12 protein-coding genes are annotated in these 12,471 nt (G+C 58.8%); 11 read left to right on the forward strand and 1 reads right to left on the reverse strand.

The window, feature by feature from the left end:
• Positions 1–9: 9 nt before the first annotated feature.
• The 3 genes from CO657_RS23960 to CO657_RS23970 all read left to right on the forward strand — a co-directional run bounded on the left by CO657_RS23960 (position 10) and on the right by CO657_RS23970 (position 2,965).
• Positions 10–786 (forward strand): N-acyl homoserine lactonase family protein, encoded by a 777-nt coding sequence (locus tag CO657_RS23960; protein ID WP_054186062.1) that lies wholly within the window; start codon positions 10–12, stop codon positions 784–786.
• Between the two features lie 151 nt (positions 787–937).
• The gene (locus tag CO657_RS23965) at positions 938–1,627 is read left to right on the forward strand and encodes a GntR family transcriptional regulator (RefSeq protein WP_007636440.1); all 690 of its coding nucleotides are present in this window, start codon (positions 938–940) and stop codon (positions 1,625–1,627) included.
• A gap of 105 nt (positions 1,628–1,732) precedes the next feature.
• Positions 1,733–2,965, forward strand: a complete 1,233-nt coding sequence (locus CO657_RS23970; RefSeq protein WP_054186061.1) for an alpha/beta fold hydrolase — start codon at positions 1,733–1,735, stop codon at positions 2,963–2,965.
• Positions 2,966–3,337: 372 nt separating this feature from the next.
• On the opposite strand, the gene CO657_RS23975 is transcribed toward CO657_RS23970, so the two are convergent.
• On the reverse strand, positions 3,338–4,105 hold the full coding sequence (locus CO657_RS23975; RefSeq protein ID WP_054186060.1) for an SDR family oxidoreductase: 768 nt from the start codon (positions 4,103–4,105) through the stop codon (positions 3,338–3,340).
• Between the two features lie 130 nt (positions 4,106–4,235).
• Between CO657_RS23975 and CO657_RS23980 the strand changes: the two genes are divergently transcribed.
• The 8 genes from CO657_RS23980 (at position 4,236) to CO657_RS24015 (ending at position 12,471) form a co-directional block, all read left to right on the forward strand.
• The gene (locus CO657_RS23980; RefSeq protein ID WP_040114026.1) at positions 4,236–4,745 is read left to right on the forward strand and encodes a flavin reductase family protein; all 510 of its coding nucleotides are present in this window, start codon (positions 4,236–4,238) and stop codon (positions 4,743–4,745) included.
• Between the two features lie 73 nt (positions 4,746–4,818).
• On the forward strand, positions 4,819–5,238 hold the full coding sequence (locus CO657_RS23985; protein ID WP_007636445.1) for a carboxymuconolactone decarboxylase family protein: 420 nt from the start codon (positions 4,819–4,821) through the stop codon (positions 5,236–5,238).
• Between the two features lie 56 nt (positions 5,239–5,294).
• Positions 5,295–6,419 carry an LLM class flavin-dependent oxidoreductase gene (locus tag CO657_RS23990; RefSeq protein WP_054186059.1) on the forward strand — a complete coding sequence of 375 codons (1,125 nt, stop codon included), beginning with the start codon at positions 5,295–5,297 and terminating at the stop codon, positions 6,417–6,419.
• Positions 6,420–6,547: 128 nt separating this feature from the next.
• Positions 6,548–7,717: an ABC transporter substrate-binding protein gene (locus CO657_RS23995; RefSeq protein ID WP_054186058.1), complete on the forward strand. Its 1,170-nt coding sequence runs from the start codon at positions 6,548–6,550 to the stop codon at positions 7,715–7,717.
• Between the two features lie 43 nt (positions 7,718–7,760).
• A complete protein-coding gene (locus tag CO657_RS24000) occupies positions 7,761–9,011 on the forward strand; it encodes an LL-diaminopimelate aminotransferase (protein WP_373683253.1) in 1,251 nt (416 codons plus the stop codon).
• 2 nt (positions 9,012–9,013) lie between these two features.
• Entirely contained in the window at positions 9,014–9,412 is a 399-nt protein-coding gene (locus tag CO657_RS24005) for a GFA family protein (RefSeq protein ID WP_054186056.1), read from the forward strand.
• Positions 9,413–9,943: 531 nt separating this feature from the next.
• On the forward strand, positions 9,944–11,503 hold the full coding sequence (locus CO657_RS24010; protein ID WP_054186055.1) for a sugar ABC transporter ATP-binding protein: 1,560 nt from the start codon (positions 9,944–9,946) through the stop codon (positions 11,501–11,503).
• Positions 11,503–12,471: an ABC transporter permease gene (locus tag CO657_RS24015; RefSeq protein WP_054186054.1), complete on the forward strand. Its 969-nt coding sequence runs from the start codon at positions 11,503–11,505 to the stop codon at positions 12,469–12,471. Before CO657_RS24010 ends, CO657_RS24015 begins: the two co-directional genes overlap by 1 nt.

Consider the following 12,471-nt stretch of genomic DNA (forward strand, 5'->3'; position numbering starts at 1 on the left):
AGCGAGAATTTGAGCGACTGGAAAGTCCTGGCGATACATTACGGCACTGCGGTTCGCCCCGTTGGCGAACTCGGCCTGGAAGCAGGAGATCCCCACGACGCCCCGGGCAGGATCGAGTATTTCGTTTGGTTGATCCGCCGTGGTGAACGTCTGATCCTGGTTGACACCGGGTTTAGCCCGCAGGAGGCTGAAAGGCGCGGGAGGACCATGTTGATCCATCCGGTCGAGGCGCTTCGCCAGCTCGGGATTTCCGCATCGTCCATCACCGACGTCGTCATCACGCATCTCCACTATGATCACGCGGGAAACCTTGCGGACTTCCCCGAAGCGCTGTTCCACTTGCAGGATCGGGAGATGGCCTACGGTACAGGACGATGCATGTGCCATGATCGTCTTCGGCGTCCCTTTGCAGTGGACGCCGTCGTCGATGCGGTCCGTCTGACGTTTACCGGCAGGATGCGCTTCCACGACGGGAACGGCGAGATTGTGGAGGGACTCACCATCCATCTCGTCGGCGGTCATTCCAAAGGCCTTCAGGTCGTGAGGCTGGACGATGGCGATGAAGTCGTCGTCATCGCATCGGACGCACTCCATTTTCAACGCTATCTGGAGCATGACGACGTCTTTCCGCTTTTCGCCGATTACGCCGACGTACTGGAGGGATACCGAACTCTCCGTGAGCTATCAGGACCGTCCGGAGTACTTGTTCCAGGCCACGATCCCGCAGTCCTGACGGGTTTTCGATCGCTGTCACCCGATCTCGCTTTTGCAAAGGTTCTGCGGTAATGGGGACGCGTGGAATGTCCGGTAAGAGACAAAGCTAGGGCGTTCTTCGCTTTTGTCAGACAATCGGGTTGTATCATCCGGATAACCCACCATATAGTACCATGACTTGCGCGGCCGCTTTCGGCCTTGGTAAAACGGACTTTTGGATCCGATGGGTGATATGGATTTACAGATTGCACGACAGAGTGCCACATTGCGCACTCAGGTAGAAGATAAACTGCGGCAGGCGATATCAAGCGGCCGTTTCAAGCCGGGTCAGCGCCTCGTTGAGCGAGAGCTCTGCGAGTCGATCGGTGTAGGACGGACATCAATCCGCGAGGCGCTTCGACAACTCGAGGCCGAGGGCCTCATTACCAGCTATCCGCACCGCGGTCCCGTCGTCAGCACTATCACCTACGAAGAAGCCGCTCAGCTCTACAGCGTCAGGGCTTTGCTAGAGAGCTACGCCGGAAAGGAATTCGCTGAAAACGGAACCGCCCAGGATATCCATACACTCAATGAGGCGGTTGCTGAGTTTGCGGAAGCGGCGGCAAGCGGCGGTGGGAGCAGGCTCATCAAGGCGAAAACCGCGTTTTACGATTGCCTGATGCAAGGGAGTGGAAACGTCTTCGTCAAGCAAATGCTGACATCGCTCCACAATCGGGTGACTCTCCTGCGCATGACGTCGATGACGCAGCCGGGGCGCTTGAACCACAGTGTGGAAGAGATAAAGGAGATCGCTGCGGCCATTACTGACCGAAACGGAGCGAAAGCCGCCGCAGCCTGCAAGTACCACATCGATATGGCGGCTAAGGTCGCACTGGACTACCTTCGTAAAACCTCCGAAAACGACGGCGATTGAAGAAGCGGCAACAGTCGGTATTGACAGATTGTCTGATAATCTGCTTATTCGAAGTCATGGCGCCGACGCGTGCGGCCTGGCGCTTGTTCGAACAGGGAGGTTGCTTTGGGCACTTTTAATGAATTGCGGTCCCGCATAGCGGAGGCTCTTGGGGATCGGGAATTGCCCCGGCTCACTCCGGACCTGACAATGGACATCGCCTTCTACGTCGGCGATCAGGTGATCGCCCTCAATTTCGCTGAAGGCGGCGCGGCGATCTCGGGGGAAAGCGATGATCCCGAGGTGACAGTGAGGGCCACTGCGGACGCCTGGGAGCTGGTTCTAATGACGCCGCCGCCCGCCACCTTTCACTCCTTCACAGCGTTGCAGCTTGCAAATCCTCTCTTCGAGATCGTCGGCTCACCGCTCGCCCTTGCGAAAGCACGCCCGGCTCTGGAGCGGGTGTTCGAGCTCGTCGTAACGTCCCCCGAGATGAAAGCGGAGCATGCGCAACGCGACCTGCGCCAAATCCGGGGGCAGTATGCCGTCGTCGATATCGATGACGTCCCCCATGAAATATATTACGAAGAAGCAGGCGAGGGGGTGCCGGTCCTGTTTCTTCACACCGCCGGAGCGGATAGCCGCCAATTCATTCCTCAACTGGCGGACACCGAGCTTGCGAAAACCTACAGGCTGATCGCGGTTGACCTACCATTCCACGGTCGGTCCATGCCGCCGCTGACATGGGATGGAGCACCCTACAAGCTCACGGCATCGCTGTACCTGAAATGGTGCACGGCCATACTCGAACAGGTCGTTCGCGAAAAGGCGATTGTCGCGGGTGGGTCCATGGGCGCGGCTATGTCGCTGGTTCTCGCCGCGGAACGGCCGGAGCATGTCCTCGGGATCGTGGCGATCGAGCCACCTTTCCGCTCCAAGGGACGCCGGAACCCGTACCAGCATAACGTAAACGTACACGGCTCACTTCATAACTCGGCGTATGTCAGAGGGATCATGAGCCCACTTAGCCCCTCAGGCGAGCGCAGGAGGTCAAGCTGGATCTATTCGCAGGGAGCACCCGGAGTTTACCCAGGCGATCTTTCCTTCTACAGCGACGAGTTCGACGGAGCAGTGACAGCTCCCCGTATTGACCCATCACGCACCCCGGTGGCGCTGCTCTCGGGCGACTATGACTACTCAGCCACTCCGGACGACGGTGCCAAGCTCGCCGAACTTATTCCGGGATGCCTCCACCTCGTCATGGGCGGTCTGGGTCACTTTCCAATGTGCGAACACCCGAATTTCTTCCGGAGCTATCTTGTAAAAGGGCTCGAGTTTGTCCGGCAAACCGCGCGCTAAGCGGTCGGACTGATTGTGGTCGCCCGGTGCAACACGCCGGGCGATCGAATGCGAAAATGGGCGCATACCGAGGCTTTGCAATTGGCGCCCCGGCGATGACGCAGCCGGCATCGCAGGCGGCATCCCTCCCGCGCTCCCGAGAATTCCTGTATGGAATTGGAAAAATTCCGGCGATATCTGGCTGATGGATCAGGCGCGGCGATGCGCCTATAAATCGCCGTAGCGACGTCGCATCGCAGGATTATGATCACGCAGCCTTGCGCGTGATCTCTATCTTTTACCACCGCGGGTCTCTGTGTTTCCGACACGTAATGCCGCAGTAAAATTGCCTCCCGTGGTCAAGAAGGAGGCACCCGTCGGCACCTACGTGCTTTAGCGCACCAAGTGGTTTCCGATCGACGATCCTCCGTCGACGGTGAGAATGCTTCCGGTCGCAAACCGCGAGCGGTCCGAAGCGAGAAAAAGCATCGCCTCGGCGATCTCTTCCGGGTTGCCCATCCGGTGCAGGGCTGCACGGGCGTTGAAGTCTTCCCGCAGGGCTTGCGGGTCTGCCGCGTCGGCGAAAATCTTGGTGAAATAGGGCGAGTCGATCGTTCCGGGGGCGACAGCGTTGACGCGGATCCCGTCTTTTGCGTGGTCCAGTGCCATGGCTCTCGTGAGTGCCGAGATCGCGCCCTTCGACGCCACGTAAGCCGTGCGGTTAGCGATGGCTGACACGGCCGTGTATGAGGTCGTGTTAATAATCGATCCGCTGCCCTGTTCCGCCATAATGGGAACCACGTATTTCGAGCATAGGAAGATCCCCTTCACGTTTACCGCCATGATCCGGTCCCAGTCAGATTCGGCGATGGTCGTGACGTTTCCCGTCATTCCGAACCCCGCGTTGTTGACGAGAACGTCGATACGCCCCCATTTTTCCTTAACTGACCTAACCATCGCCTCGACTTCGGCGGACAAAGACACATCGGCCTTTAACGCGATCGCATCTGGCCCGATGTCTCGGGCAACGTCTCGTGCGGCATCGATGTTGACGTCGACGACGCCAACGCTAGCGCCCTGGCGCGCAAACAGTTCAGCAGTGGCGCGGCCGATCCCGCTGCCAGCCCCGGTCACCACACAGACTTTCGATTCCAGATCCATAATTCGTCTCCTCTTTCACTGCCCTGAGAAAACAATTTCGCAGACAATCTGTCAATGACGAATAAAACGTGTTGACAGATTGTCTGATAATCTGCTTATCTTGGGTCACGAATGACTTGGGGAGGTAACCATGGCTGGTGCTGAAATAGCAGCGCAAGCGGCGTTCAAGACCGCTTTGCGCCGGTTCACATCGACAATTTGCCTGATCACAACGGAATGGGAAGGTGCCCGTTACGGCATGGCTGCAACCGCCGTCCAGTCGGTGACGGCGGACCCGCCGACCCTCCTGGTTTGCATCAACCAATCTGCTTCGATCAGCGGCCCACTCAAGCTTACGGGAAAATTCGCGGTCAACATGCTGCATCTTAGTCATGCGCCTTTGGTTCCGCTGTTCAGTGGAAAGCTGAAGGGAGAGGAGAGGTTTGCGCATGGTGAGTGGATCGCGGCTGGGGGAGTACCCATCCTTGCCGACGCCCAGGCCGCATTCGTTTGCAGCCTCAACTCCGCCGTTACCGTCGGCACCCATGACGTCGTTCTCGGCGAAGTCATCGAGGCCCGGTTTATCGAGAATATTGCCCCGCTTCTCTACGAGGACGGGAAATTGGTTCGATCGGCAGCGCTGATCGATGCTGCCGCCTGAAACGTTTGGCCGAGCTTTTTCGGCCTTTGACATCCACCAAATGCCTTTCGGCCGATAATGAGGAGTTTGATCCGTGACTATTGCCACCGATGTGAAATCGCAAGTGAATGGGCGTCCCGTCAGTGAACGGTTCGAGAAGGGTCTGCAGACCCGTCGGGAGGTTCTTGGCGGTGCATATGTCGACGCTTCGGTAAACAAGGCGACGGAGTTCAACTGGCCGATGCAGGAGCTTGTCACCGAGTATTGCTGGAACGAGATCTGGAACAGGCCCGGCCTCGACCGCCGTTCACGCAGCCTTCTCAATCTGGGCATGATTTCCGCCCTTAACCGCCCCCACGAGTTGAAGCTGCACGTTCGCGGCGCGATCAATAACGGCCTCAGCAAGGACGAGCTTCGTGAAGTTTTTCTTCAGGTCGCGATCTATTGCGGCGTGCCCGCGGCGATCGACAGCTTCCGCGTCGCGCAGGAAGTCTTCGAGGACATGGGCATCTGAACGGTACCCCCGGCTTTCGGGCCGGGAACAGACCAACTCTGTGGAGGAGCTTCAATATGACGACCAGCGATGATTTCCGCGCCGCCGGAAACCCTATGTTTAACGGCAACAAGCTGAAACTTGGCGTATTTGGAACAAATTGTTCAAGCGCTTGCGCCATCACCACCGCGGAATCGACTTTCGAACCGACTTTCGAACACAATGTCGAAATTGCCAAAAAGCTCGAAGCGGCGGGGTGGGAATGCATGGTGCCGATCGCCCGGTGGCGCGGTTTCGGCGGGCCGACGAATTTCAACGGCGTGAACATGGACACGTTCACCTGGGCCGCGGCCCTGGCTGCCGTGACCACGAAGCTGCAGTTTTTCTCGACGACGCATATCCCGACCCTGAACCCGATCGTCGCGACGAAGATGGCGACGACGATCGACAATATTTCGAAGGGCCGATACGGCCTTAACCTGGTGACGGGTTGGTTTACCCCGGAAATGGAGATGTTCGGCGTTCCGATGATGGAACACGACACCCGCTACGAATATGCCACGGAATGGATGGAAATCGTTGACACCCTGTGGAAGAAGAACGGTGTCACCTATGACGGCCAGTTCCTCAAGGTGAAAGACGCGTTCAGCGAGCCGAAGCCCTATAACAAGGAGACGGGCCGCCCGGTCCTCATTTGCGCCGGTTCCTCGGGCAAGGGCCTGCACTTCACCGCCAAGTTCTGCGACTTCAATTTCGGCTTCATGCAGGACATGGAATCGGGCGCAGCCTGGGTGAAGAAGGTGAAGGAGCTGGCTCGCGAGGAATACAAGCGCGAACTCGGAACCTTCACCGCGTGCCCGGTCGTCGTTCGCGAGACCGAAAAGGAAGCCCGGGACTACTATGACTACTACGTGAACCAGAAAGGCGACTGGGAAGCCTGCGAAAACATCTGCGAGGTTCTTCAGGTTCAGTCACAGAACCACTCGGCGGAGATGTACCAGAAATTCAAGGAGCGCTTTATCGCTGGCTGGGGCGGCTACCCGATCGTCGGAACGCCGGAACAGGTCGCCGACAAGCTCGTCGCATTGAGCGACACGGGCGTCGACGGCGCACTTCTCACAATGGTCGACTACAACGAAGAACTGCCGTTCTTCAACGACCGTGTCATGCCCCTGCTGAAACAGGCTGGCCTCAGGAACTGACCGTTCCGCGGGCGGCGCAAGCCGCCCGCCACCAATCCGAAATCGAAACACGTTTCACCAATTCCGTGGCTCGGCGCGAACGGCGTCGACTGCTGTAGCGGATGTACGAAGGGGAGGAGACCCTACACATGCTGAAGAAGGTTTACACCGCATTGAGCGTGATCATCGGGCTAGGCCTGATGACCACCGCCGCATTCGCGGACGGCTTAGACTCGCTACCACCGGACCAGAAGCAGCTTTACCAGCTCGTGGACCCGGCAATTCCCCTCGGCGGTACGCCGCTCAAGGATTTTGTGGCGAAGCGGCCGCCGCCGTGGAAAATCGGCTACGCGTCCACTTATGCCGGCAACACGTGGCGTGCCCAGATCCTCACTGAAATGAACGAGGTTCTGCTTCCGAAATACAAGGAGGCTGGACTGGTATCTGACCTTGTCGTCACGCAGTCCGACCTGAAGGACGCGACGCAAATCCAGCAGATGCGCCAGATGGTTGACGACGGCGTCGATGCCATCATCATCTGCTGCTCGAACGTGACGGCCATCAACCAGACGATCGAATACGCGCATTCCAAGGGCGTTCCGGTTTTCTCCTTCTCGGGTTACGTGACATCGCCCTACGCGATCAATGCGACCGAAAACAACACCCAGGGCGGTTACACGGCCGCGAAATGGCTGGCTGAGGAAATCGGCGGCAAGGGCAACGTCCTGACGGTTTCAGGCATCCCGGGCTTCGCATCGTCCGACAGCTTCAATGTCGGTGCCAAGAAGGCGTTCGACGAGTATAAGGACATCACCGTCGTGGGCGATGTCGCTGGCAAGTGGACCGATCAGGTCGCCCAGGTCGAAGTCCAGAAATTCCTCGCGACCAACCCTACCGAAATCGCCGGTATCTTGGTCCAGTCGGCGTCGGAAAACGGTGTCGTCAACGCGGTCCAGCAGTCTGGGCGCGACATGATGCCAATCGTCCTCGGCGGCGAAGCGTCAGCGGCGTGCTACTGGCGTAAGAATCCCGACTTCATTAGCCAGAGCTTCCATTTCTGGCCACCGCGGGCCGATGCTCGCCTGGTGTGGGACGTGATGATGAGGACACTCCAAGGCCAGGGGCCGAAAATCCAGTCGATCCTGCGACCGGCTCTTCCCTACACGATCGACGATGTGAAGGAAACAATTCCGGAAGATTGCGATCCGAACTCCACGGCGTGGATCGAGCCCAAGGGCGACGCATGGTGGCCCGCGGACGTAGCAGCACAGTACTTTGAGCGGCCGGAAGATCCGCTGGCCTGGCGCCCGAAGAAGTAGTCGACGACCTCCCAAGTTGTCCAGCGACCTCCGCGCCGGCTTCATCCGTCGGCGCGGAGGACCTACGATAAGGAACCAGAAGTTGGAATTCCACAAGATACAGCGTTTGCCCCCTTACGTCTTCGACCAGGTGAACCGTCTCAAGTCCAGCGCGCGCGCGGCCGGAGTCGACATCATCGATCTTGGAATGGGCAATCCGGATCTTCCCACGCCAAGCTGGGTTGTGGACAAGCTGTGCGAAGCGGTGCAGCATCCGCGCACGCACCGCTATTCGGCTTCCAAGGGCATTATCGGGCTTCGCCGCGCCAAGGCTGCGTATTACGCCCGCCGGTTCAATGTGAAGCTTGATCCGGATACCCAGGTTGTTGCGACGCTTGGGTCCAAAGAGGGGTTTGCGAACATGGCGCAGGCCATAACCGCCCCCGGGGATGTCATTCTCTGTCCGAACCCTTCCTATCCGATTCATACGTTCGGATTTCTCATGGCAGGGGGCGTGATAAGGTCGGTACCGGTCGAGCCGGATGAGACCTTCTTCCAAGCTCTCGAAATGGCGGTGCGGCATTCGGTACCGAAGCCTCTGGCGCTCATCATAAGCTACCCGTCGAACCCCACCGCTCGCGTCGCGACGCTCGACTTCTATAAGGACGTCATCGCCTTTGCGAAGAAGCACGATCTCATCGTTCTGTCGGATATCGCCTACGCCGAAATCTATTTCGACGGTCCGCCGCCGCCGTCTGTTCTCGAAGTCCCCGGCGCGATCGACGTGGCCGTCGAGTTCTCCTCGATGTCGAAGACATTCTCTATGCCCGGTTGGCGCGTTGGGTTTGCGGTGGGCAACGAACGGCTCATCCGGGCGTTGACGCGCGTGAAATCGTACCTGGACTACGGAGCATTTACGCCAATCCAAGTCGCCGCCGCTCATGCCCTAAACTCGGACGGGGAGGACGCCGCGCGGGCCCGAGACATCTACAGGACGCGCAGAGATACACTGGTGAAGACCTTTGCCGATGCCGGTTTCGACGTTCCGGCTCCTGCGGCGACGATGTTCGCATGGGCGAAGATACCCCCGGATTTCCGACACCTTGGCTCGCTGGAGTTCTCGAAACTCGTCCTGGAGAAGGCACAGGTCGCGATTTCGCCAGGTATCGGTTTCGGCGAGATGGGTGACGAATACGTACGGCTGGCTTTCGTGGAGAATGAAGACAGAATCCGGCAGGCTGCACGGAACCTGAAGCGGTGGCTTTCTCCGATCGCGCGACCGCCACAACTCGATAAAACGACGAAAGGAATTTGAAGATGCCGATCCTCGGATCTTGCCAATGTCAAGCGGTCCAGTACGAAGTGTCGGAACTGGATGGCCCGATGTGGAACTGCTTCTGCCAGACGTGCAGAAAGTCCCATGCGGCCGATCATAACACTGCCGCCAAGGTGAAGAGTGAGAACTTCAAGCTGACTTCCGGCGGGGACGTCCTTCACAGCTTTGAGTCGACCCCTGGAAAACTGAGGTGGTTCTGCTCACGGTGTGGTTCGCACGTTTATGCCGAACGGCCTGCCAACCCGGAAATGAAGGTGCTGCGGGCAGGCACTTTTGACACTGATCCTGGTTCGGTTCCTATGTCCAACGTCTGGCTGTCGCACGCCAGGCCGTGGCTTGCTCACGACCCCGCGAAGGAAAACTTCGAAGAGTTCCCGTGATCCTTCCCCGGTTGCGCGCCAGGGGCTGATCGACCATGAGTTCGATGTGCCCGCCCCCCCAGCGTGGAAGGGCCGGATGATCGAATCGCACGTGCCGCGTCCGACGCGCGGAGGTTGGGATGTTCCGTATGCCCGATCCAAACGGTCGCCTTCATCGGGAGAGGGGTGCGATGGTCATTCCGATTACCGGACACCCTCAATAGCGCTTTGGTCCTGTCTTGATCGCGAAGGCCGCCAGATCGCTTCCGATCGGGCGGAACTCCGATCGTGACCCTCTGACCGACGTCAGATGCGTGACAACATGCTTTTGCAACTGTGAGGGCGTCGAACGACCAATCGGATTCATCGAAATCAGCTCGACATCTCGGTATCGGCAGGGCGACACTATTGACAGATTAGCAGACAATCTGTCATTCTATAGTTCACCGAGCGAGTTCTCGGAGCGTTCAAAGACGGGAGTCACAATCCAGCAAGAGGCCCGGGCATCGGATGTCCCGGCGCGATTTGCTGCTGCCTAAAGGGAGGATCGGCATGACGAATGACGTCGCCGTAAGCATGACGGCCGTTGCCAAATCGTTTGGCGAAACGAAGGCTTTGAAGAAATGCGATTTTGTCGCCAAGGCAGGAGAGGTGCACGCGATCGTTGGCGAGAATGGCAGCGGCAAGAGCACCATGGCGAAGATCATGTCCGGCGTTATCGCTGCCGATGCAGGATCTGCCCTGATCCTTGGCAAGTCCATCGCTTCGCCAGTCGATGCCAAAGAGGTTGGTCTCGCTACGATCTTTCAGGAGGTCCTTGTCGCCGATGAGGCGAGTGTCCTCGACAACCTTTTCGTGGGAAGCGAGGACCTGTTCTCGCTTCGGAAATCCTCCAAGGAACGTGAAAGCCTTGCGCAAAGCCTTCTGGACCGCCTGGTCGGAAAGCATGTCGATCTCAGGCAGAACGTCGGTGATCTTCCGCTCAGCGTCAAGCAATGGATCGTGATCGCCCGGGCCGTTCTGAGGAAACCCAAGGTCTTGATCCTGGACGAGTCCTCGGCTGCACTCGATCTCGACGCGACCGTCCGGCTCCACGAAGAGATCGATCGGCTCCGGTCCGAGGGGTGCGCGGTAATCATCGTCACGCACCGCATCGCTGAGCTCGTCCGTATCGCCGACCGGGCGACAATACTGAGAGACGGTTTCACCGTCGGTGTCCTTGAGAAATCCGAGATCACCGAGGCGAACCTCCTCCGCATGATGACCCCTCAAGACCGCCAGATTTCCGCCGCCGCTTCAACGTCTGCAGCGCGCCTGTCGGGTGATCGCAAGGAGGCTCTTTCCGTGCATGGCGCGCGCCCCCAAGAGGCATCGCAACCGTTCGACTTCGTCCTTCCGCAGGGTTCTATCGTGGGCGTTGCGGGTCTGGACGGCCAGGGCCAGGACGCCTTTGTGCGACTGGTCGCAAGGATTATCTCGCCGTTCGGAGGGGAGGTCCGGGTCCTGGATCGGGAAAGCACCGGTCTCGTCAAAGTCAGCACGCTCGACGACGCCGCGAATAAGGGCATTGTGTACGTATCCGGAGACCGGAAGCGGGAAGGAATTTTCCCACAGCAGAGCATTTTCGAGAACCTCGCCATCGGTATCTACCAAAAGAACCTGGGGCCGTTCGGTGTCATCAGGCGGAAAAGGCTGAAGCAGACGTTTGCCCGGGAGATCGAGCGACTCCGCGTCAAGATCGGGCACCCGGACAACCGGATTACGTCCCTTTCCGGGGGGAACCAGCAGAAGGTCCTGATCGGTCGTGCCTTCGCCAATGATCCCAGAGTGATCGTTCTTAACGACCCTGCTCGAGGCGTGGACCTCAACACCAAACGTGACCTGTATCGCGAGCTTCGGCTGTTTGCCGAAGGTGGCGGCTCGGTAATCTACCTTTCAAGCGAGATCGAAGAGTTTCTCGGTTTCGCCGATCGCGTTGATGTCTTTCACAAAGGGAGCATCCATCGTTCCCTCGACGGCCCCGACATCAACGAAGAAACCATTCTCGCTGCAATGTTCGGCCGCTCGGTTGCCGACACCATGGAATTCTCCAAAGAGAGAAAGGCACACTGATGTCGCAACGTTTTGGATTTCCTGCGCTCGACAGGTCGCTGACCGTACCGCTCGTTCTTTTCGCAGTGTTGCTCGTCGCCGCAGCCGTGCTCTCGCCGCGGCTGTTCACCGCAACCGGAATGGGCGGAGCAATCATCGTCGCAGCACCTTTGATCCTCACGACGCTGGCCCTGACACCGATCGTGATGGCAGGCCGCGGTTCGGTCGACCTTTCCGTTGGCCCGCTGATGGGTTTCGTGAACGTCACCCTGATCGGCTGGCTCTCGGCAAGGGGTTACACGTCTCCGCTCGCGGTGATTTGCTGGGTGGTGGCAATCGGCGCACTGTACCAGTTGCTGCAGGCGCTCATCATCATCTACGTCCGGGTCGCCCCCATCATCGTCACGCTCTCCAGCTTCCTCGTCCTTTCAGGCTTGAACCTCATGGTCATGTCAAGGCCGGGCGGCGTTGCGCCGGACTGGATGATGACGTGGGGAGCAGGAACGACGATCTTATCTCCGGTGCTGATCATCGTCCTGGCGGCGTTGGCTCTTTGGGCCGTTATGCGCCGGACCACCTTTTACTCCCACCTCCGCATGACAGGCGCTGACGAACGGATGGCCTACACGAGCGGGGTGAAAGCCGACACCGTACGCATCTGCGCCCATCTCCTCGGCGGCGTCTTCGTCGGCCTTGCCGCGCTCAGCTATACGGCATTGATCTCTTCTGGCGATCCTACCCAGGGAAGCAGCTACACGCTCCAGGCGGTTACCGCCCTGGTGCTCGGTGGCGCAAACCTGGCTGGCGGGAGAGGGGGAGCTTTGGGGTCCACGCTTGGTGCGCTGAACATGTTCCTCATCTCGTACCTGCTTTCCGCCTTCAGCTTCGGAAGCGTGACGGGGTTCGTGACGCAAATGGCTTTCGGCCTGATCCTCGTGGCATCGCTCCTCGTCAACGTATTCATGACGGCCCGGCGCACGGCTTTCTAG

It is taken from the genome of Rhizobium acidisoli (assembly GCF_002531755.2).
GTDB classification, from domain to species: domain Bacteria; phylum Pseudomonadota; class Alphaproteobacteria; order Rhizobiales; family Rhizobiaceae; genus Rhizobium; species Rhizobium acidisoli.